20 protein-coding genes are annotated in these 20,694 nt (G+C 54.0%); 11 read left to right on the top strand and 9 right to left on the bottom strand.

Annotated elements, in window-relative coordinates; translation table 11 throughout:
- Positions 1–89: 89 nt before the first annotated feature.
- Complete coding sequence (slmA, locus tag C9J01_RS14935) at positions 90–680, top strand: nucleoid occlusion factor SlmA (protein ID WP_044622315.1); 591 nt, start codon at positions 90–92, stop codon at positions 678–680.
- Positions 681–952: 272 nt separating this feature from the next.
- On the opposite strand, the gene pyrE is transcribed toward slmA, so the two are convergent.
- Both pyrE and rph read right to left on the bottom strand, forming a co-directional pair.
- Positions 953–1,594 (bottom strand): orotate phosphoribosyltransferase, encoded by a 642-nt coding sequence (gene pyrE, locus C9J01_RS14930; RefSeq protein ID WP_107298958.1) that lies wholly within the window; start codon positions 1,592–1,594, stop codon positions 953–955.
- Between the two features lie 123 nt (positions 1,595–1,717).
- On the bottom strand, positions 1,718–2,434 hold the full coding sequence (rph, locus tag C9J01_RS14925; protein WP_107298957.1) for a ribonuclease PH: 717 nt from the start codon (positions 2,432–2,434) through the stop codon (positions 1,718–1,720).
- Between the two features lie 300 nt (positions 2,435–2,734).
- Between rph and C9J01_RS14920 the strand changes: the two genes are divergently transcribed.
- From C9J01_RS14920 to recG, 6 genes are all read left to right on the top strand, one after another.
- A complete protein-coding gene (locus tag C9J01_RS14920) occupies positions 2,735–3,598 on the top strand; it encodes a YicC/YloC family endoribonuclease (protein WP_107298956.1) in 864 nt (287 codons plus the stop codon).
- A 190-nt stretch (positions 3,599–3,788) separates the two neighbouring features.
- Entirely contained in the window at positions 3,789–4,415 is a 627-nt protein-coding gene (gene gmk, locus C9J01_RS14915) for a guanylate kinase (RefSeq protein WP_107298955.1), read from the top strand.
- Positions 4,416–4,466: 51 nt separating this feature from the next.
- A complete protein-coding gene (gene rpoZ, locus C9J01_RS14910; RefSeq protein WP_039457192.1) occupies positions 4,467–4,742 on the top strand; it encodes a DNA-directed RNA polymerase subunit omega in 276 nt (91 codons plus the stop codon).
- 18 nt (positions 4,743–4,760) lie between these two features.
- A complete protein-coding gene (gene spoT, locus C9J01_RS14905) occupies positions 4,761–6,863 on the top strand; it encodes a bifunctional GTP diphosphokinase/guanosine-3',5'-bis pyrophosphate 3'-pyrophosphohydrolase (protein ID WP_107298954.1) in 2,103 nt (700 codons plus the stop codon).
- A gap of 76 nt (positions 6,864–6,939) precedes the next feature.
- Positions 6,940–7,653 carry a tRNA (guanosine(18)-2'-O)-methyltransferase TrmH gene (gene trmH, locus C9J01_RS14900; protein WP_107298953.1) on the top strand — a complete coding sequence of 238 codons (714 nt, stop codon included), beginning with the start codon at positions 6,940–6,942 and terminating at the stop codon, positions 7,651–7,653.
- Positions 7,654–7,694: 41 nt separating this feature from the next.
- Positions 7,695–9,776: an ATP-dependent DNA helicase RecG gene (gene recG / locus C9J01_RS14895; RefSeq protein WP_107298952.1), complete on the top strand. Its 2,082-nt coding sequence runs from the start codon at positions 7,695–7,697 to the stop codon at positions 9,774–9,776.
- A 103-nt stretch (positions 9,777–9,879) separates the two neighbouring features.
- On the opposite strand, the gene envZ is transcribed toward recG, so the two are convergent.
- Positions 9,880–11,229: a two-component system sensor histidine kinase EnvZ gene (gene envZ, locus C9J01_RS14890; protein ID WP_107298951.1), complete on the bottom strand. Its 1,350-nt coding sequence runs from the start codon at positions 11,227–11,229 to the stop codon at positions 9,880–9,882.
- A 3-nt stretch (positions 11,230–11,232) separates the two neighbouring features.
- Complete coding sequence (gene ompR, locus C9J01_RS14885; RefSeq protein ID WP_039457175.1) at positions 11,233–11,952, bottom strand: osmolarity response regulator transcription factor OmpR; 720 nt, start codon at positions 11,950–11,952, stop codon at positions 11,233–11,235.
- Positions 11,953–12,280: 328 nt separating this feature from the next.
- On the opposite strand from ompR, the gene greB reads away from it, so the two are divergent.
- Both greB and C9J01_RS14875 read left to right on the top strand, forming a co-directional pair.
- Positions 12,281–12,751: a transcription elongation factor GreB gene (gene greB / locus C9J01_RS14880; RefSeq protein ID WP_107298950.1), complete on the top strand. Its 471-nt coding sequence runs from the start codon at positions 12,281–12,283 to the stop codon at positions 12,749–12,751.
- Between the two features lie 134 nt (positions 12,752–12,885).
- A complete protein-coding gene (locus C9J01_RS14875) occupies positions 12,886–15,222 on the top strand; it encodes a Tex family protein (protein ID WP_107298949.1) in 2,337 nt (778 codons plus the stop codon).
- A 213-nt stretch (positions 15,223–15,435) separates the two neighbouring features.
- Here C9J01_RS14875 and C9J01_RS14870 read toward each other — a convergent pair whose 3' ends face one another.
- The 3 genes from C9J01_RS14870 to bioH form a co-directional block, all read right to left on the bottom strand.
- A complete protein-coding gene (locus tag C9J01_RS14870; RefSeq protein WP_107298948.1) occupies positions 15,436–15,894 on the bottom strand; it encodes an ATP-dependent Lon protease in 459 nt (152 codons plus the stop codon).
- 31 nt (positions 15,895–15,925) lie between these two features.
- Complete coding sequence (locus C9J01_RS14865; protein ID WP_107298947.1) at positions 15,926–16,303, bottom strand: hypothetical protein; 378 nt, start codon at positions 16,301–16,303, stop codon at positions 15,926–15,928.
- A 151-nt stretch (positions 16,304–16,454) separates the two neighbouring features.
- A complete protein-coding gene (gene bioH, locus C9J01_RS14860) occupies positions 16,455–17,219 on the bottom strand; it encodes a pimeloyl-ACP methyl ester esterase BioH (RefSeq protein ID WP_107298946.1) in 765 nt (254 codons plus the stop codon).
- Positions 17,220–17,255: 36 nt separating this feature from the next.
- Between bioH and C9J01_RS14855 the strand changes: the two genes are divergently transcribed.
- Both C9J01_RS14855 and nfuA read left to right on the top strand, forming a co-directional pair.
- Positions 17,256–17,987: a ComF family protein gene (locus tag C9J01_RS14855; protein ID WP_107298945.1), complete on the top strand. Its 732-nt coding sequence runs from the start codon at positions 17,256–17,258 to the stop codon at positions 17,985–17,987.
- 87 nt (positions 17,988–18,074) lie between these two features.
- The gene (nfuA, locus tag C9J01_RS14850; RefSeq protein WP_107298944.1) at positions 18,075–18,653 is read left to right on the top strand and encodes a Fe-S biogenesis protein NfuA; all 579 of its coding nucleotides are present in this window, start codon (positions 18,075–18,077) and stop codon (positions 18,651–18,653) included.
- Positions 18,654–18,831: 178 nt separating this feature from the next.
- Here nfuA and C9J01_RS14845 read toward each other — a convergent pair whose 3' ends face one another.
- Positions 18,832–19,224 carry a 3D domain-containing protein gene (locus C9J01_RS14845; RefSeq protein WP_107298943.1) on the bottom strand — a complete coding sequence of 131 codons (393 nt, stop codon included), beginning with the start codon at positions 19,222–19,224 and terminating at the stop codon, positions 18,832–18,834.
- A gap of 105 nt (positions 19,225–19,329) precedes the next feature.
- Positions 19,330–20,679: an MATE family efflux transporter DinF gene (gene dinF, locus C9J01_RS14840; protein ID WP_107298942.1), complete on the bottom strand. Its 1,350-nt coding sequence runs from the start codon at positions 20,677–20,679 to the stop codon at positions 19,330–19,332.
- Positions 20,680–20,694 lie beyond the last annotated feature (15 nt).

Below are 20,694 nucleotides of genomic sequence, written 5' to 3'. Positions count from 1 at the left end.
AGTGCTTTTCACGGCAGGGTTACGCCGCTAAGATAGGCGGGTTTCATCCTGTCCATTGACAGTCTTATTTTGAAAAGGAACGGTTATTCATGGCTGGCAACAAGAAAAACAACCGCCGCGAAGAAATTTTGCAAGCGCTGGCGCAAATGCTGGAATCTGCCCAAGGCAGCCAACGTATTACTACCGCTAAGCTGGCAGCCCAGGTTGGTGTCTCGGAAGCCGCCCTCTACCGCCATTTCCCAAGCAAGGCGAGAATGTTCGAGGGCCTGATCGAGTTTATCGAGGACGCCATCACTACCCGTATCAACCGCATCCTCGATGACGAAAAAGACACCCTGCAACGCCTGCGCATGGTGCTGCAGCTGATCCTTGGCTTCGCCGAGCGCAACCCGGGCCTGACCCGCATCATGACCGGCCACGCCCTGATGTTTGAGCAAGACCGCCTGCAAGCCCGTATCAACCAGCTATTCGAGCGTATCGAAACCCAGCTGCGCCAAATCCTACGCGAGCGCAAGTTACGCGAAGGCAAAGGCTTCCCGGTTGACGAGTCTATCCTTGCCGCCCAGTTATTAGGCCAGGTAGAAGGCAGCCTGAACCGCTTTGTCCGCTCGAACTTCAAGTACAAGCCGACCGCCAACTTCGACGATTACTGGCACCTGCTAAGTGCAGAGCTAGGGTAAAAGCAGGTTCGAGGGGCGAGTTCCTGAATCTTAAAAATAACGCACATAAAAAAGCGAGAGGTTTTCACCTCTCGCTTTTTATTTGGGTCCTGGGTCCTGGGTCCTGGGTCCTGGGTCCTGGGTCCTGGGTCCTGGGTCCTGGGTCCTGGGTCCTGGGTCCTGGGTCCTAAAAGCGTTTTCTAATAGCGATACGATGTAAAGCACTTAGCTCTTTTTTTTGCTCTTTCCAAGGACCCCGTTCCCGTTTTTCCAAGGATCTAGGTTCTTGAACCTTATACCCCGTACTCTGCACGGTACGCTTTCACCGCTTCCAGGTGCTGCTCCATGCCGTCCTGCTCTTCCAGGTAGCTCACTACATCACCTAGCGATACGATAGAGACTACCGCACAGCCAAAGTCACGCTCAACTTCTTGGATAGCTGACAGCTCACCCTTGCCTTTCTCCTGGCGGTCGATTGCTACAAGCACACCAGCCAAGTCAGCACCATTGGCCTTGATGATTTCCATCGACTCACGAATCGCCGTCCCGGCAGTGATCACGTCGTCAACCAGCATGATGCGGCCTTCTAGCGCGCTACCTACCAGATTGCCGCCTTCGCCGTGAGCTTTGGCTTCCTTACGGTTAAAACAGTATGGGGTATCTACATCATGGTGATCTGCCAGTGCAACCGCTGTTGTGGTGGCAATTGGGATCCCCTTGTACGCAGGGCCAAACAACACATCGTATTCGATACCGGCATCTACCAAAGCCTCAGCGTAAAAACGGCCTAGGCGTGCAAGGTCACGACCTGTGTTGAACAAACCCGCGTTGAAGAAGTACGGGCTCTTACGGCCAGATTTCAGAGTGAACTCACCAAACTTCAGTACGCCCTTTTCCAAGGCAAATTCGATGAACTGACGCTGATATGCTTTCATGTTTTCTCCTTAATAGATGCAACTTGTGATTACACGATTCAAATCTAAACGCTGGGCCGCATTAACCGGTAACGCGAAGCCCAGGCCAAAAAAAAGCGGCTCCAATAGGAACCGCTTCAAAAACTAACTTTCCAGCGCTTGCTTCTGAACACTAACAATGTCGGCAATGCCGTCTTTCGCCAGGGCCAGCATCGCCAGCAACTCTTCGTGGCTAAAGGCTTCACCTTCTGCAGTGCCCTGGATTTCGATCATTTTACCTTCTTCGGTCATGACCACATTCATGTCTGTTTCTGCAGCCGAGTCTTCAACATACTCCAGATCGCAAATAGCTTCACCGTTATAGATGCCTACCGACACTGCAGCCACCATGCCTTTCAGTGGGCTGGCCTTAAGCATGCCTTTTTCCAGCATGTAATTGATAGCATCGACCAAGGCAACCATCGCACCGGTAATAGATGCTGTACGGGTACCGCCGTCCGCTTGGATAACATCACAGTCAACCGTGATCATCTGCTCGCCCAACGCTTCTAGGTCAACCGCAGCACGTAGGCTACGGGCAATCAGGCGCTGGATTTCCATCGTACGGCCACCCTGCTTGCCACCGGCAGCTTCACGGCGGTTACGCGAGTGAGTTGCACGCGGCAGCATGCCATATTCCGCCGTCACCCAACCTTGTCCTTTACCTTTTAGCCAGCGTGGCACATTTTCTTCCACACTTGCGGTACAAATTACCTTGGTATCACCAAACTCAACCAGCACCGAACCTTCGGCATGGGCAGTAAAGTTACGGGTAATAGTAATTGGACGAACTTGGTTGTTGCTTCTTCCGCTTGGACGCATCGGTGGCTCCCTCTGGCTGGATGACATTAACCGGCGATTATAGCCACAACCTCCCGGTTGTGCACGTGAAACCCAACCGGTATGGTATTTCCGGTACTGACTGCTGGCAGAATCACCATATCACCGTTACGTAACCCCCGTTAAGCCAAGCCATTTGAAGTTACTTGGGTATATGCTTAAGGCTAAGTATAATCGTGACATTCGGATAACTGCGCACCACTTGCACATCAATGACGGTGGATTGCCAATGCACCCCACCCTAAGCAGTTATCAACCACCACTATTAGAGGCCACTAGCCAATGATCCATAGCATGACCGCCTACGCCCGTCGCGAAGTCAAAGCCGACTGGGGCACAGCCGTTTGGGAAATCCGCTCGGTAAACCAACGCTACCTTGAAACCTACCTGCGTATGCCTGAGCAATTCCGCAGCCTGGAGCCTGTCCTACGCGAGCGTTTCCGCAAACGCCTGGCCCGGGGCAAGGTAGAGTGTAACCTGCGTTTTGAAGTGAACCCAGCGGCCAATACCGAGTTGAAAATCAACGAGGAGCTAGCCAAGCAGGTGATCAATGCTGCCAAGTGGGTAAAAGAAACCGCTGGCGAAGGCAGTGTCGGCCCATTCCAGGTACTGAACTGGCCTGGCGTGATGGAAGCGCCGGAGCAAGACCTTGACGCTATCAACAAAGATTTGTTAGCTGCATTCGATAACACGGTCGATGACTTCATTGCCGCCCGCGCCAGCGAGGGCGAGAACATGAAAGCGCTTATCGAACAGCGCCTTGAAGCGATTTCTGTAGAAGCAACCAAGGTTCGCAGCATGATGCCGGAAGTACTGAACTGGCAGCGCGAGCGCATCATGACCCGTTTGGAAGAAGCTAAAGTCGAATTGGATGCCAACCGTGTCGAGCAAGAGTTAATCATGCTGGCGCAGAAGAGCGATGTTGCCGAAGAGCTTGACCGCCTTGACTCGCACGTCAAGGAAACCCAAAAAATCATGAAAAAAGGTGGTGCCTGTGGCCGCCGCCTCGACTTCATGATGCAGGAATTCAACCGCGAGTCGAACACCCTGGCCTCGAAATCGATCAATACTGAGATCACAGCCGCTGCCGTCGAACTCAAAGTGCTTATCGAGCAGATGCGCGAGCAGATCCAGAATATCGAATAACCACCCATTGCGCCCCGGGCAGCACCTAAGCCCGGGATGATCATTGTGCTGGCATGAAATGATCATAAATTCCAACTAGGCTTAACTTTAACTCGAGCAAAAAGTTGAATTTTCAAGCAACCAGCTAATTTCTTTTGCGCGCGGATCATGATAATCTGCGCGCCCTTCTATCACTGAGTGAAAATAGGCAATGAGCAAAGGTACTCTATACATTGTGTCGGCCCCGAGCGGCGCAGGCAAATCCAGTCTGATTAACGCCCTGTTGGAAACCAACCCGGTCTATGACATGAAAGTATCCGTCTCTCACACCACCCGTGGCATGCGTCCGGGCGAAGAGCACGGTGTTCATTACAATTTCGTTAGCGTAGAAGAGTTCCAAGAACTAGTAGAGCAAGGTGCATTCCTTGAGCACGCTGAAGTTTTCGGCAACTACTACGGCACATCTCGCCCGTGGATCGAGCAGCAGCTGAACAAAGGTATCGATGTATTCCTCGATATCGATTGGCAGGGTGCCCGCCAGATCCGCAAGCAGATGCCACAAGCAAAAAGCCTGTTCATCCTGCCGCCTTCGAAAGAAGAGCTGGAGCGCCGCCTCAATGCCCGTGGCCAGGACAGCGATGCTGTTATCGCCCGCCGCATGGAGGAAGCCCGTTCGGAAATCTCCCATTACAACGAATACGATTATGTGATCGTCAATGATGATTTCGATGTCGCGCTAATGGATTTCAAAGCCATTATCCGTGCAGAACGATTGAAGCAAGACAAGCAAGCTGCTAAATATAACAGCATGCTCAATGCCCTACTGGCAGAACAGTAAGTATTTTTGTACAATTTTCCATCTTTATTTATATAACCACTGGAGTCCTCCATGGCACGCGTAACCGTTCAAGACGCTGTTGATAAAATTGGCAACCGTTTCGATCTAATCCAAATTGCTGCTCGCCGCGCTCGTCAGATGCAAACCGGCGGTAAGGATCCACTGGTTCCGGAAGAAAACGACAAGTACACCGTTATCGCCCTTCGCGAAATCGAAGAAGGTTTGATCACGAAAGATATCCTAGATGCTCGCGAGCGTCAGGAACTTCAAGAGCAAGAAGCAGCAGAGCTAGCAGCTGTTAGCGCTATTGCCGGCGACAACCGTTAATTCAGGGAACCGGGCGAATTGTATCTTTTTGATAGCCTGAAAGAAGTCGCGATCGAATACCTGCCTGAGTCTCAAATCGAGGCACTCAGGCAGGCCTATCTCGTTGCGCGCGATGCCCACGAAGGGCAGACTCGCTCCAGTGGCGAACCTTATATCATCCACCCTATAGCCGTTGCCCGTATCCTGGCCGAAATGCGCCTTGATTACGAAACCTTGATGGCTGCCCTCCTCCACGATGTCATCGAAGATACCGATGTCACCAAAGACGATCTCGACAGTCGCTTTGGCTCCACCGTGGCCGAGCTGGTAGATGGTGTCTCCAAGCTGGACAAACTGAAGTTCCGCGACCGCAAAGAAGCGCAAGCCGAGAACTTCCGCAAGATGATCATGGCCATGGCCCATGACATCCGCGTTATCCTCATCAAGCTGGCCGACCGCACGCACAACATGCGCACCTTAGGTGCCCTGCGTCCGGACAAACGCCGCCGTATTGCCCGCGAAACGCTAGAGATTTTCTCTCCATTGGCGCACCGCCTGGGTATCCACAACATCAAGACCGAACTGGAAGAGCTGGGTTTCGAAGCCCTGTACCCGAACCGTTACCGTGTTTTGAAGGAAGTGGTGGCTGCTGCGAGGGGTAACCGCAAAGAAATGATTAACAAGATCCACGCTGAGATTGAGGGCCGCCTCAAGGACGCGGGGATTGAAGGCACGGTTCAAGGCCGCGAGAAGAACCTGTACTCCATCTACAACAAGATGAAGAACAAGGAGCAGCGATTCCACTCGATCATGGACATTTACGCCTTCCGCGTACTGGTCAAGGATCTGGATACCTGCTACCGCGTTCTGGGACAGGTCCACAACCTGTACAAGCCGCGTCCGAGCCGGATGAAAGACTATATCGCCATCCCGAAAGCCAATGGCTACCAGTCGCTGCATACCTCGCTGGTTGGCCCGCACGGCGTCCCTGTCGAAGTCCAGATCCGTACCGAAGATATGGATCAGATGGCCGACAAAGGGGTTGCGGCCCACTGGGCCTACAAAGATGGTGAAAGCTCCGGCACTACCGCGCAGGTCAAAGCCCAGCGCTGGATGCAGAGCCTGCTGGAACTGCAGCAGAGCGCCGGTAGCTCGTTCGAGTTTATCGAGAACGTTAAATCCGATCTGTTCCCGGATGAGCTTTACGTCTTCACGCCGAAAGGCCGGATTGTCGAGCTCCCTGTCGGGGCGACGGCGGTCGATTTTGCCTACGCAGTACACACCGATGTCGGTAATGCCTGTGTCGGTGCCCGTGTCGAGCGCCAGCCTTACCCGCTGAGCAAGCCGCTGAAAAACGGCCAGACCATTGAGATCATCAGTGCGCCGGGTGCCCGCCCGAACGCAGCATGGCTCAACTACGTGGTCACTTCCCGCGCCCGCACCAAGATCCGGCAGGTGCTCAAGACCATGCGCCGCGAAGAATCGATTACCCTTGGCCGACGCCTGCTCAACCATGCGTTGGGAGCGATCAACATCGACCAGATCGATGAAGACAACCTGCACCAGGTATTGACTGACCTGCGCCTGACCAGCCTCGAAGATCTGCTGGCCGAGATTGGCCTTGGCGAGTTGATGAGCGTAGTCATTGCCCGCCGCCTGCTGGGCAGTTCCGATGAGCTAACACCGAAAGAATCCGACCAGCGCCTGCCTATCCGCGGTGCCGACGGTATTCTGCTGACCTTCGCCAACTGCTGTCACCCTATCCACGGTGACCCAATCATGGCCCATGTCAGCCCGGGTAAAGGCCTGGTTATCCACCGCGAAGAATGTGCCAACATCCGCGGCTACCAGCGGGAGCCGGACAAATACATGGCGGTTGAGTGGAGCGAGGACTTCGAACAAGAGTTCGTCACCTCACTCAAAGTCGATATGCAGAACCACCAAGGTGCGCTAGCCGACCTGACCAACACCATTGCAGCCACCGGATCGAATATCCAGGGGCTGGCAACGGAAGAAAAAGACGGTCGCCTGTATACCATTACGGTGCGCCTGACCACCAAAGGACGTATCCACCTGGCCAATATCATGCGCCGGATCCGGGTAATGCCTAACGTGGTGCGTGTCTCACGCCAGAAAAACTAAACCGCACCAGCCGCAGGCTGGTCCGTAACAGAATAAAAAACGCCCGCTCGCGGGCGTTTTCTTTAGGTAACAGAACATGAGCCCAGAACGCTTCCAACGTATCCATGAGGTCCTTGCCACCCGCCAACCAGATTTGACGGTGTGCATGGAAGAAGTCCACAAGCCCAACAATGTCTCGGCAATTGTCCGCACTGCCGATGCCGTAGGGATCCACAAAGTCCATGCCGTATGGCCAAGCAGCGGCATGCGTATGCTGGGGAATACCTCGGCTGGCGCCCGCAACTGGGTTGAACTGGAAACCCACGACTCAATGGTCAATGCGGTCAGCACCCTCAAGGCACAGGGCATGCAGGTACTGGCCACTAACCTGTCCGATACCGCGATTGATTTCCGTGAGGTGGATTACACCAAACCAACCGCCGTTATTCTCGGTGGCGAAAAAAATGGGATCACTGCTGAAGCGCTGTCGATGGCCGATCAGGATATCATCATCCCTATGGTAGGTATGGTACAGTCATTGAATGTCTCGGTTGCCAGTGCCTTGATCCTTTATGAGGCACAGCGCCAACGCCAGAACGCAGGTATGTATAACAGGGAAAAAACCCTGCTGCCTGACGAAGTGGTTCACCGTATCCTATTTGAGCGCGGCCATCCGGTATTAGCCAAAGTTGCCCGCCGCAAAGGACTACCTTACCCGCCACTGGATGAGCATGGCCAAATCGCTGCCGATGAGCAGTGGTGGAGCATCATGCAGGCGACCGAGCCGAAAAAGAAAAAGACCTTACCTTAAACGGATATAGCCATAACGGATGTGGCCATAATGGAGTAGTAATGAGCGGACAACTTCTCGATACTATAGCCCTGACCGAACTGTCAGGTGTCGGTGCCAAAATGGCAGAAAAGCTGGAAAAAATTGGCCTGCATACCGTACAGGACCTCCTTTTCCACCTTCCGCTCCGCTACGAAGACCGTACCCGGATCTGGCCGATTGCCAGCGCCATGGCCGGACAGCACCTCACCGTTCAGGGTGAGGTACTGAGCAGCAACATTACCTTCGGCAAACGCCGGATGCTCACCGTCAAAATCAGTGACCAGACCGGCAGTGCTACCCTGCGCTTTTTCAACTTCAATGCGGCAATGAAGAACAGCCTCAGTGAAGGCAAGCAGGTCAAAGCCTATGGCGAGATCAAGCGCGGTAAGTATGGGCTTGAGATCATCCACCCCGACTACAAGGTTTTCTCCGAGTCGACCGAACTCAGCACAGAGGAAACCCTGACCCCGGTCTACCCGACTACCGATGGCTTGCGCCAGTTGACCCTGCGCAACCTGACCGATCAGGCCATGCGGCTGCTCGACAAATCGGCAGTGCGCGAACTGCTACCAGAAGGCTTGTATGACCGCCAGATGACGCTTGCACAAGCATTGCATGTCATGCACCGGCCTACACCGGATGTCTCCCTCGACCAGCTCGAGGAAGGTAAGCACCCTGCCCAGCAGCGCCTGATCCTCGAAGAATTACTGGCACAAAACCTATCCATGCTAGCTGTACGCCACAAAAGCCAGCGCCATGCCGCATGGCCGCTAGCCCAAAGCAATACACTCAAAGACAAACTACTGGCAAGCCTGCCATTTAGCCCAACCGGTGCCCAGCAGCGGGTGGTCGCTGATATCGAACGCGATCTTGCCGTGCCCCACCCGATGATGCGCTTAGTACAAGGCGATGTCGGCTCAGGCAAAACATTGGTCGCTGCTCTGGCTGCCTTGCGAGCCATAGAGCATGGTTACCAGGTTGCCTTGATGGCCCCGACAGAGCTGTTGGCCGAGCAGCACGCCATCAACTTTGCTGCCTGGCTAAACCCGCTGGGGATTGAGGTAGGTTGGCTTGCCGGCAAACTCAAGGGCAAGGCCCGCGACAAAGAGTTGGCCCGTATCGAGAGCGGCGAGGCCAAAATGGTCGTCGGCACCCATGCCCTATTCCAGGAGCAGGTAGTATTCGACAACCTTGCTCTGGTCATTATCGACGAGCAGCACCGCTTCGGGGTCCACCAGCGCCTTGAGCTACGTGAGAAAGGGGCCAATGACGGCTGCTACCCGCACCAGCTTATCATGACCGCCACCCCAATTCCGCGTACCCTGGCGATGACCGCCTATGCCGACTTGGAGACATCGGTCATCGACGAGTTGCCTCCGGGCCGTACCCCGATCCAAACCGTGGCCCTGCCCGACTCACGGCGGCAGGAAATTATCGAGCGCATCCGCTCGGCCTGCCTCAACGAGGGCCGCCAGGCCTACTGGGTCTGTACCCTGATCGATGAATCGGAAGTCTTGGAAGCCCAGGCTGCTTCCGATACCGCCGACGAGCTGACCGCACAACTACCGGAGCTCAATATCGGACTGGTCCATGGCCGGATGAAGCCAGCAGAGAAACAGGAAGTGATGAAGCGCTTCAAGGATGGCGAGTTGCACCTACTGGTTGCCACCACGGTTATTGAAGTCGGCGTAGACGTCCCCAACTCTAGCCTGATGGTAATCGAGAACCCGGAACGTCTCGGTCTGGCCCAGCTACACCAGTTACGTGGCCGTGTTGGCCGGGGCAGTGTCGCCAGCCACTGTGTACTGCTCTACCATGCGCCGCTGTCGAAAACGGCGCAGAAGCGCCTTGGTGTCCTTCGCGAAAGCAGCGATGGCTTTGTCATCGCCCAACGCGATTTGGAAATCCGCGGCCCCGGCGAGCTGCTGGGTACCAAGCAGACCGGTATTGCCGAGTTCAAGGTCGCCGACTTAGTCCGCGACCAGCACTTGATCCCACAGGTCCAGAAGCTAGCCCGCTACCTGCACGACAACTACCCGGACAACGCCAAGGCCATCATCGACCGCTGGCTCGGCCAGCGGGAGAACTATTCGAATGCATAAAAGCAGGTCGAATGCTTAAAAACAGGCCCAACGCATAAAGCTGGCAATAAAAAAAGCGAGGTCACCCTCGCTTTTTTTGTCATGGAAGAAACTTGTTTAGCTGTTACTTTTTGGCATGCATCGGCAAGCTGATCTGGACTCGAAGACCGCCTTCACGACGGTTGGAGACCTGAATCACCCCTTCGTGCTGGTCGATAATCCGTTTGACGATTGCCAGCCCCAAACCCGTCCCCTCATTGTCCGTACCACGGGCAGAATCCCCCCTGGTCAGTGGCTGGAACATCTTCGCCACCTGATCAGGGTCGATACCCGGGCCATCGTCCTCGACACAGAACCACGCACTCTTGCGGTCAGCAGCGGTCCCGCTGGAGATCTTAACCCAACCATTACCGTAACGCTGGGCGTTGACCACCAAGTTGGCGATAGAGCGCTTGATGGAGACCCCGTTACCGGTAATGACCCCGGGAATATCCGTTAGCTCCAACTCGATTTGGCGATCATAGCCGGCCTCGGCTTCCGCCACTTCTTCAAGCAGGTAGTTAAGCTCGAGATCTTCTTCCGCCTGCTTCTTGGTCGACTTGAGGTAGTCCATAAACTGGCTGATGATCTCGTTACACTCTTCGGTATCGTTGATCATACTCTCGGCCAAGTAACTGTCTTCCGGCGACATCATCTCGGTTGCCAGGCGAATACGGGTCAGCGGTGTACGCAGGTCATGGCTGACACCGGCCATCAAAAGGGCACGGTCATCTTCAAGCTGCTTGATCCCCGCCGACATCCGGTTGAACGCCTTGGTCACAGCGCGGATTTCCGACGCCCCCCGCTCCGGCAGTACCGGTGGTGTTTCCCCTTTCGCCACCTGCAAGGCAGCTTGCTCCAGTGCCACCAGCGGGCGGTTCTGGATCCGGATAAACAACCAGCCTCCGGCTATCACCATAAAGGCGATAATCAGGCTGTAATGGAACAGCGGCGAGAAATCATCTTCCTGCAGTTCAGACAGCGGTATCCGCATCAAAAAGCCGGGTATTGATTCGCTCCTGAGCCATAGCACATAGCTGTCAGCCCCCAGCACCAACCGCACCTCGGTCGGTGACTCCAGTTCCTGGGTCATCTCTTCGCTGAGGTATTCAATGACCGTGGCTTTGGCGAACTCCTGCAGCTCTTCATCATGGTCAGGATCGCTCCCGTCCTCGGCATGCAGGGTCACCCCGAGTTGTTCGAGCAACTGGCGCCTAAGCGGGGTATCGAGATGGAAAGTATTACCGTCGGCAAGCTCAACATCTTCCTTGAGCATCAAACGCACCTCGTAGGCGAGGATCCGGTTGAACTGCTGCAGGCTCGGCAGCAAGGCATAGTTGAGGACGGCCAGATAGGAGAAAATCTGGCTGGCTATCAGCAAGCCAGCCAGAAGGATCAGTGTCCGGGTAAAGGTACTGCGTGGCGACAGTCGCATGGCTTACGCCTCGCTGCCGTCCGGTACGAATACGTAGCCCAGTCCCCATACGGTCTGGATGTAACGTGGGCGGCTTGGGTCTTCTTCGATCATACGGCGCAGACGGGAGATCTGAACATCAATCGAACGCTCCATCGCCGAGTATTCACGGCCACGGGCCATATTCATCAGCTTGTCGCGGGACATTGGCTCGCGGGCATTGGTCACTAGTGCCTTCAATACCGCAAATTCACCCGACGTCAGTGGCATCGACTCTTCGCCGCGGAACATTTCGCGGGTACCCAGGTTCAGGCGGAATTCGCCGAACTCAATGATTTTGCTATCGACACTCGGTGCACCCGGCGCTTCAACAGTCTGGCGACGCAATACGGCACGGATTCGTGCCAGCAACTCGCGCGGGTTGAATGGCTTCGGCAGGTAGTCGTCAGCACCGACTTCCAAGCCGACAATACGATCCACTTCATCACCCTTGGCGGTCAGCATCAGGATTGGCAGCATGTTGTTGGCATTACGCAAACGGCGGCAAATCGACAAGCCATCTTCGCCCGGCAGCATCAAATCCAATACCATCAGGTGGAAGGTTTCACGGGACAATAAGCGGTCCATTTGCTCACCGTTAGCCACACTACGTACCTGGAAACCCTGCTCAGACAGGTAACGCTCCAGCAGCGCACGCAGGCGCATGTCATCATCAACAACTAGAATCTTATAATTTTCCTGCATATCTCACCTTACTTGCATCGACTGAGGTTATCGTGCTTTGGGCGTATTTTACTCGACGTTCCCAGCGGTTAGCTGAAATTTGCCGCTAAAATAACCACTAAATTGTTACCGTTTATGTCAGATTCGTCCATTTTCTGCGGACAACTGTTTGCTTTTATAGCCACAAACGCTGTTTACCTACCCTTTAAACTAACCTAAATTCAAGGAACTATCCAAAACAATACGCATTCTGGGAGGCTGAGGCTTGATCTGTAACCCATGCCGGACGACTATGGGCGACACCAGAGTGATTCAGCTTCCAGCAACCCGATAGATACCGGTACCTGCGATGAAAACCAACCTCATTACCCGCGAGGGCTATGACAAGCTAAAAAATGAGCTCGATTTCCTGTGGAAAGAAGAGCGTCCCGAAGTCACCAAAAAAGTGACCTGGGCAGCCAGCCTCGGTGATCGTTCCGAGAACGCCGATTACCAGTACAACAAAAAACGCCTGCGCGAGATAGACCGCCGAGTCCGCTACCTGCGCAAACGCCTCGAGCAGGTGCAGGTCGTCGATTACTCCCCGCAGCAAGATGGCAAAGTGTTCTTCGGCGCCTGGGTCGAAATCGAAAATGACGACGGCGAAACCAAAGCCTTCCGTATCGTCGGCCCGGATGAAATCTATGGCCGCAACGACTACATCTCTATCGACTCCCCCATGGCCCGGGCACTGCTGAAAAAAGAAGTCGACGATGACGTCGAGGTTAATACCCCTGCGGGCAAGAAAGAGTGGTTCGTCAATAGTATCCGCTACAAATAAACGAAAGCCCAAATCACAGAAGCAAAAATGTGAAGGCACCGCCGTTACTGACAGTTCGCTAACACGCGATGCCTTGCCTGCAATCCAATCGCCCGTAGAATGGGCCTATACCAGACAACAAGAGAAATGAACGGATGAGCAATACGATCAACCAGATGATTGCCAATGAGCTGAATGTTCGCCAGGAACAAGTCACAGCCGCAATCACTTTGCTCGATGACGGTAACACCGTGCCTTTCGTGGCCCGTTACCGTAAGGAAGTCACTGGTGGGCTGGATGATACCCAGCTCCGCAACCTGGAATCTCGCCTCGGCTACCTGCGCGAGCTCGAGGACCGCCGCCAGGTGATCATCAAATCCATTACCGAGCAGAGCAAGTTAACTGCCGAGCTCGAAGCGGCCATCAAAGATGCCGACAGCAAAACCCGCCTTGAAGATCTCTACCTGCCTTACAAGCCCAAGCGCCGAACAAAAGGCCAAATCGCGATTGAAGCCGGTATTGAGCCATTGGCCGATTCACTGTGGAGCGATCCTGGCCAAACGCCGGAAGACAGTGCCGCCGCTTACGTCGATGCCGACAAGGGTTTTGCCGACACCAAGGCCGTGCTCGACGGTGCCCGTGCCATCTTGATGGAGCGTTTTGCCGAAGATGCTGCGCTGCTGGAGAAAATCCGCCGCCATTTACTCTCCCAGGCCGAGTTGACCTCGCGTGTGGTTGAAGGTAAAGAGCAGGAAGGCGCCAAATTCAAGGACTACTTCGAGTACAACGAAGTCTTCAAGAATATTCCTTCGCACCGCGCTTTGGCCCTGTTCCGTGGCCGCAACGAAGGCTTTTTGCAGATCAGCCTCAACGCCGATCCTAACCAAGAAGAAGGCGTGCGCGGCTCCTACTGCGAAGTCATGATTGCCGACCACCTTGGTGTGAAACTGGGTACCCAAGCCGCTGATACCTGGCGCAAGCAGGTGATCAGCTGGGCATGGCGCATCAAGATAGCCATGCATCTGGAAACCGAGCTAATGGCCGCGCTGAAGGAAAAGGCCGAAGAGGGTGCCATGCAGGTGTTTGCCGACAACCTGAAAGACTTGCTAATGGCTGCCCCTGCCGGCCCGCGTGTCACCTTGGCATTGGATCCAGGCCTGCGTACCGGCTGTAAAGTGGCGGTTGTCGATGCGACCGGCAAATTACTGGATACTGCGACAATCTACCCGCACACCGCCCGTGCCCGCGTGGCAGAAGCCGAAGCCACCTTGCTGGCATTGCTGAACAAGCACAGTGTTGACCTGATTGCGATCGGTAACGGCACTGCTTCACGTGAAACAGACAGCTTTGTGGCTAGTTTGCTCAAGGACAACAACCTCAAGATCCAGAGTGTGATGGTTAGCGAAGCTGGCGCGTCGGTATACTCGGCATCCGAACTAGCAGCTAATGAGTTCCCGCAGTTGGATGTATCGTTGCGTGGTGCCGTTTCTATCGGCCGCCGCTTGCAGGACCCACTGGCTGAGTTGGTGAAAATCGACCCGAAATCTATCGGTGTCGGCCAGTACCAGCATGATGTCAGCCAGAGCATGCTCGCCAAGCGTCTGGATGCCGTGGTTGAGGACTGTGTAAACGCCGTCGGTGTCGACGTGAATACTGCCTCTCCAGCCCTGCTGACCCGCGTGGCTGGCCTGAACGGGACGATTGCCCAGAACATCGTGAACTACCGCGATGAGAACGGCCGCTTCGACAGCCGCACCACCCTGAAGAAAGTCGCACGCCTCGGGCCAAAGGCTTTCGAGCAGTGTGCCGGTTTCCTACGTATCATGGGCGGCAAGAACCCGCTTGATAGTTCGGCAGTCCACCCGGAGTCCTATGCCGTGGTCAAGAACATCGCCGCTGCCAATGACAAGGCGCTCGACGCCATCATCGGCAACACCGATTTCCTTCGCAGTATCAAAGCTGCCGACTATACCGACGAAAAATTCGGCCTGCCGACGGTCACCGATATCATCAGCGAGCTTGATAAGCCCGGCCGCGACCCGCGCCCGGAATTCAAGACCGCCACGTTCGCCGAAGGGGTCAATGAGGTCAAAGACCTGATCCCGGGCATGGTGCTCGAAGGGGTGATCACCAACGTCACCAACTTCGGTGCTTTCGTCGATGTCGGCGTCCACCAGGATGGCTTGGTCCATATCTCAGCTCTATCGGACAAGTTCGTGTCTGACCCGCGTGAAGTGGTCAAGGCCGGTGATATCGTCAAGGTCAAGGTGATGGAAGTGGATCTGCAGCGTAACCGTATCGGCATGTCAATGCGCCTTAACGACGAGCCGGGCCAAGACAATAAGCCTGCCCGCAAGCCGCAGCAAAACCGCCCTCAAGGTAACCAGCGCAACCAACAGCCCCGCCAGCGCCAAGACCGCCAGTCAGGCAACGGTAACAGCGCAATGGGTGGCGCCTTTGCCGCCGCATTTGCCAACGCGAAGAAGAAGTAAAACGCCGTTGGGCCAATAATCAAAAAAGAGCCGGCATTCGTGTCGGCTCTTTTTTTAGGTTCTAGGTTCTAGGTTCTAGGTTCTAGGTTCTAGGTTCTAGGTTCTGCAAGACCGTTTCAGTCATTGCTCTCTAGAGACAAGTATTTGTCCATTTCTTGTTTTTCCAAGAGCCCAGCACCCGCTTTTCCCAGGGCCTAAGGGCTTTCAGCCCGTTTACAACACCACCAAATACTCCGTTGGCGGGTTGGGTACGGTGGCCTGGGCATACTTGTGTGCAACGACACCTTTTGTCCGCTCTGACTGGCTGATCTGCTCCAGTGCCTCGAGCAACTCGCGGGGTAGTTTGATGTGCATTGAGTAGCCCAGATCGCTAGAGTCAGCCATGTAGTTTTCGGCTGACAATGCCTTGACCAGCATTTCCATCGACTCTTGATAGCCGTAATGCTTCTCTTCCAGTGCTTGCTGGTAATCGGGATGTTCAGATGGGTCCCAAGAGGGTTTCTTGAGCTGCTTCTCTTCACTGCTCAGGGCGCGCTCCTGGGCAGGCGATTGCATTTCGGTAGTGGGGACAATTTTCTCCCGTACACGATTATCCCGCGCGGTTTGCTCGGTAGGCGGATTAATTGTTGGGGCTACGGCTGGCGCGCCCACCTGTACGGGAGTGACTAGCATATAGGAGCCTCTCTCCTAAGGGATGTGTTATCTAGGCAATGGCCAGCAGTACAGTCGCAACCGTTCCTGCAGCTGCCAGCCACTGGCCAGCATTATAGTAGCCATCGCTGTTGGCTTTGACATCTTCCGGATGATCCATGCCCAGCGCCCCGTAGGCAAAGGACTCGGCTTTATCACCCATGTCTTTGTCTGCGGCTTCCGGTTTGGCTTTCTGTGCTGCACTATCATCAGCCTGAAGCTGGCGTGCCTCATCAGAAATGGATACCTTGGTCTGACTAGCCGACGTGTCACCGGGTTGTTGGGTCACCTTGGCGACGGCTTTATCTGCTGCCGCTACATTTGATTGGGCTGCAGCCTGCAGGCTCGCCGGTGTATACGTTGCCGAATTATTGATAGTGCCAATTGTCATCTAGGTCATCCCTCTCCTGCCTAGCACCGACTGCATCAGTGCGGACTCAAAACAGCTGTGATTTTAACGTCTTAATTTTGCTATCGGCCCAGCCAAGAAAAAGTTTAGACCTATTCATCTCTAGTCATTCAATCACTGAGATATGCTCATATTAACCCGTAAACGCTTTTAGCGTATCGATAAATTCTTCAGGATGGGAGATAAACGGTGCGTGGGACGCCCCCGTAAACACATGGTGCTGGGACTGAGGGGCGAGCTTATCCAACTCACGGGCTACTTTGGCTGGCACCAAACCATCCAGACGACCGTAGAGCCGCAGCCAAGGTTGTGAAATGGAGGCTAGTTGTGAGCGTAGATCGACTTGCGCCAACATATCTAGGCCACTAGCCAACGCTTGCGGATTTGGCTCGGGACGGGACAGCACCGCTTCTTTGAGTTGGCGGATATCCTGCCGTGCAGATTTGCTTCCCATTGCCTGCAACGCCATGAAGCGCTCGATGGTCGCCCTGAAATCTGAATCAAGCTGGCTGCGAAAATCATCCAATACCTCCGGCTTGATACCACGCCACGTCTTTTCAGCCGCAAAGCGCGGTGAGCTCGCGACAGTAACAAGTTGCTTCACCCTTTGAGGCTGTTGCAATGCCGCGGTAGTCGCAACCAACCCGCCTAACGACCAGCCGAGCCAGGTTGCCTGATCCGGGGCTTGCTCGAGTAGCTTTTGTGCCATCTCGTCGACATTAGCTGCTGGATGGTGCTGACTGTGGCCATAACCTGGCAGATCCACCACATGCACCCGGTAGTGCTGGGCTAGGACAGGTAATATCTGCTGCCACACGGCACCATTCATTCCCCAGCCATGAATGAGAAGTAGATCGGAACCTTGTCCTTCGGTTTGCCAATGAAGCTCAGCTGTCATTTATATTTCCTATATTTGCCCCCAGGGATGACACGGATGGTATCGTTATTTGACCAATTCACCAACTTTCTGCGCCGCTACCACCGCTGCCCATTATGCCACCTACCTGTCGATGGCCCCCATCCAGTCTGGTGCAGCCATTGTCTTGCCCGTTTCCCCTACCGGCCTTATTGCCATCATTGTGGTAATACAAAGACCACTGATACTGACTATTGCGGCCAATGCCTGACAACTCCCAGGCTCTGGCAGCGCTTCTATCGTATCGGAGAACACCAATTCCCCTTACGTCACCTGATCCACCAACTCAAGTTCCAGCGCAAGTTCTGGCTCGCCCAACCGCTTGGCGAATTGCTGGCACTGCAAATCGATGAGCCCGCCCCATTACTCCTACCCATCCCCTTGCATCCCCTACGCCAACTGCACAGGGGCTTCAACCAAAGTAGCCTTATAGCCCAAGCTGTTGCCCGGCAAACGGGAGGTCAGTTAGACACCCAGCGACTAAAGCGCCGGCGCTATACCCCGTCTCAGCACAAGCTCAGCAAGGCACAGCGCCAGCATAATCTCGACCGAGCTTTTATACTTAAAGGGAAGTCGCTGCCATGCCATGTTGCCCTTGTCGATGATGTTGTCACCACCGGCAGTACCGTCGCTGAAGCCACTTTGCTTTTACGCCAACAGGGCGTAAAACGGGTAGATATCTACTGTCTTAGCTTTACCCCGACAGAAAAAACTGTAGAAAAATCGCCAAGATCTGTGCCGAAATCATAGTTGCAGCGATTAATGGGTGATAGAAAGGACAGCAAAGAGTAGAATAGAATTAATCTTACTAAATAAGTCAGGTATTACGTCGTGTCTATGATTACTATTTCTGAGAATGCTCAACAGCACTTCGGCAAGCTTCTGGCCCAGCAGCCAGAAGGGACAAACATCCGTGTATTCGTGGTAAACCCAGGTACGCAAAATGCAGAGTGCGGCGTGTCCTACTGTCCACCGGAAGCCGTGGAAGCCAGCGACACCGAAATCAAACTCGAACTGTTTTCTGCTTTCATTGATGAGCTAAGCCTACCTTTCCTTGAAGATGCTGAGATTGACTTTGTTACCGACAAAATGGGCTCGCAGCTAACGCTGAAAGCGCCAAACGCAAAGGTACGCAAAGTATCCGATGACGCACCGCTAATGGAGCGTGTCGATTACGTAATTCAAACTCAGGTCAACCCTCAACTTGCTGGCCATGGTGGTCATGTTTCACTGGCTGAAATCACTGAAGATGGCGTAGCTATCCTACAGTTCGGCGGTGGTTGTAACGGCTGTTCAATGGTTGATGTGACTTTGAAAGAAGGTATCGAAAAAGAACTGCTAGCTCAATTTGCCGGCGAGCTAACTGGCGTTCGTGATGTGACTGAACACGCCCGTGGTGAGCACTCTTACTACTAAGACTCACTGCTGCAAAGCACATAAAAAAGCGAGGGCCTTGGCTCTCGCTTTTTTGTATACCAAACAAATAGTGCTGTTAAATAAACTGTTAACCCGCTTGGTATTATCTCGAATCTGAAAAGATAGCGATTCTATCAAAGTGCTAGAACAGTTATGTTTTCAGGTTTTTGATACCGTGTTATGACTTCACAACGGTAATGGTCACGTTACGGCGACCCCAGTTCCTTGCGGCTTGAACATCTTGGCCCATATAGATATCTATCTTGTTGCGCCATCGTTTGTTCATCTTATCCAGTACCACATACTCACCCGGTAGTCCGGAGATTTTCACTATCGTACCGCGCTTGAACCCTCGGTTGAGTAGATCGCGGGAAACCGCAATGGCTTTCATTCCCGGTTTGAGCCTATCTCCCCATGCTGCAATCGTGGGATTGGAGTTGGTCTGGGCCCGAACCGAATTATATGCCGTTGCACTTACCTTATATGACTTTCCCTGGATAGCGGCCGTTGCCGGCGCTACCCAGCTCATCGTGATTACCGCTAAAAAAAGTGCCAGTACTGCTTTTTTCATTTATTCCTCCAGGTGACAGAATTGCTCGCATTTTAAACAGATCATGCCTTACCTGGATAGCTTTTTTTGCCGCAAAACTGAACAAATCAAGTCAATTAATCCTAACTATTTGTTTGTACTAGCTGGTTGCAGGAAAATATTTTTTTGCCATTGATAAGCAAAAATTACCGCCAACCCTACCCCGCGCATTGCCATGAACCCGAGCATCGCTCCCCATAGCGCATGGTTACCAAAACCTGATAGCAACCACCAAATAATGAAATAACAGCAGGTTGCGACAAACATACTGTTGCGCATCTCGCGCCCCCGGGTTGCCCCGATGAAGATACCATCTAGCAAAAAGCACCACATAGCCACCAGCGGCACTGCTGCCAACCATGGCAGGTACTGGGCAGCCTCTTGATGCACAGCCGGGATATCAGAAATCAGGGCAATGATATCCCGTCCGAAAAAGGCGAACGCCAGCGTCAGAATCAAGGAAATCACCAAGCTCCAGAACGTGGTACCTACCAGGCTACGGCCAAGCTCGTCGCGGTTGCGGGCACCAATGGCCTTGCCGACCATCGCTTCCATGGCATAGGCAAACCCATCCATTGCGTAGGAGACCAACATAAGAAAGCTCATCAGCACCGCATTGGCAGCGACCACATTATCGCCCAATGTCGCGCCCTGGAATGTCATGAATGTAAAAGTTAATTGCAGGCATAGGCTACGCAGGAAGATATCCCGGTTGAGCTTGAGCAGACGGCCTATCCCCTGGCGAACACTGCCTAGCTTGCTGCGCAAGGCCGGCAGGGCATGGCCGCGCCACTGGCGGGACACAAACCACAATCCGAGTGCCAAGCCACTGTATTCAGCCAGCACCGATGCCGCAGCCGCCCCCTGCACTTTCCAGCCAAAACCAAGGACAAACAATACATCCAAGCTAATGTTGACGATATTGGTGACAATCAACAGCCACATCGGCAACTTGGCATTCTGGGTACCAAGCAGCCACCCCATGATGACGAAGTTCGCCAAGGCGGCCGGTGCGCCCCAGATCCGGATAGAAAAATACTGCTCGGCATAGGTTTTTACTTCATCGCTCGCAGAGCTGAAATGGAAGATCAGATCGGCAACCGGTTGGTGGAATACAACCAGTACCAGGGCCATCAGCCAAGCCAATGCTAACCCTTGGATAAAGACGGTCGCCTGCGCGTCGCGATCCGATGCCCCATAGGCCTGAGCGCTAAGGCCGGTTGTTGCCATCCGCAAGAAGCCCAGTAGCCAGAAGGTCACATTGATCATGGTCCCGCCTACCGCAACCCCTCCTAGATACCAAGCGTGTTCGAGGTGCCCTATAACAGCTGCATCCACCAAGCCCAACAAGGGAACCGTAATATTCGACAGCACCATAGGTAGGGCCAGGGCAAACACCTGGCGGTGTAAGTTTCTATCTCGCAACGCTTGCAGCACAACAACCTCAATCCT

This window comes from Photobacterium rosenbergii (assembly GCF_003026455.1).
Lineage (GTDB): Bacteria > Pseudomonadota > Gammaproteobacteria > Enterobacterales > Vibrionaceae > Photobacterium > Photobacterium rosenbergii.
Note: the sequence above shows the minus strand (reverse complement) of the source record. Positions and strands in the feature narration are given on the sequence as shown.

Coding starts and splice junctions, on each gene's coding strand:
- slmA (WP_044622315.1), top strand. CDS start 90: ATGGCTGGCAACAAGAAAAACAACCGCCGCGAAGAAATTTTGCAAGCG.
- pyrE (WP_107298958.1), bottom strand. CDS start 1,594: ATGAAAGCATATCAGCGTCAGTTCATCGAATTTGCCTTGGAAAAGGGC.
- rph (WP_107298957.1), bottom strand. CDS start 2,434: ATGCGTCCAAGCGGAAGAAGCAACAACCAAGTTCGTCCAATTACTATT.
- C9J01_RS14920 (WP_107298956.1), top strand. CDS start 2,735: ATGATCCATAGCATGACCGCCTACGCCCGTCGCGAAGTCAAAGCCGAC.
- gmk (WP_107298955.1), top strand. CDS start 3,789: ATGAGCAAAGGTACTCTATACATTGTGTCGGCCCCGAGCGGCGCAGGC.
- rpoZ (WP_039457192.1), top strand. CDS start 4,467: ATGGCACGCGTAACCGTTCAAGACGCTGTTGATAAAATTGGCAACCGT.
- trmH (WP_107298953.1), top strand. CDS start 6,940: ATGAGCCCAGAACGCTTCCAACGTATCCATGAGGTCCTTGCCACCCGC.
- recG (WP_107298952.1), top strand. CDS start 7,695: ATGAGCGGACAACTTCTCGATACTATAGCCCTGACCGAACTGTCAGGT.
- envZ (WP_107298951.1), bottom strand. CDS start 11,229: ATGCGACTGTCGCCACGCAGTACCTTTACCCGGACACTGATCCTTCTG.
- ompR (WP_039457175.1), bottom strand. CDS start 11,952: ATGCAGGAAAATTATAAGATTCTAGTTGTTGATGATGACATGCGCCTG.
- greB (WP_107298950.1), top strand. CDS start 12,281: ATGAAAACCAACCTCATTACCCGCGAGGGCTATGACAAGCTAAAAAAT.
- C9J01_RS14875 (WP_107298949.1), top strand. CDS start 12,886: ATGAGCAATACGATCAACCAGATGATTGCCAATGAGCTGAATGTTCGC.
- C9J01_RS14870 (WP_107298948.1), bottom strand. CDS start 15,894: ATGCTAGTCACTCCCGTACAGGTGGGCGCGCCAGCCGTAGCCCCAACA.
- C9J01_RS14865 (WP_107298947.1), bottom strand. CDS start 16,303: ATGACAATTGGCACTATCAATAATTCGGCAACGTATACACCGGCGAGC.
- bioH (WP_107298946.1), bottom strand. CDS start 17,219: ATGACAGCTGAGCTTCATTGGCAAACCGAAGGACAAGGTTCCGATCTA.
- C9J01_RS14855 (WP_107298945.1), top strand. CDS start 17,256: ATGGTATCGTTATTTGACCAATTCACCAACTTTCTGCGCCGCTACCAC.
- nfuA (WP_107298944.1), top strand. CDS start 18,075: ATGATTACTATTTCTGAGAATGCTCAACAGCACTTCGGCAAGCTTCTG.
- C9J01_RS14845 (WP_107298943.1), bottom strand. CDS start 19,224: ATGAAAAAAGCAGTACTGGCACTTTTTTTAGCGGTAATCACGATGAGC.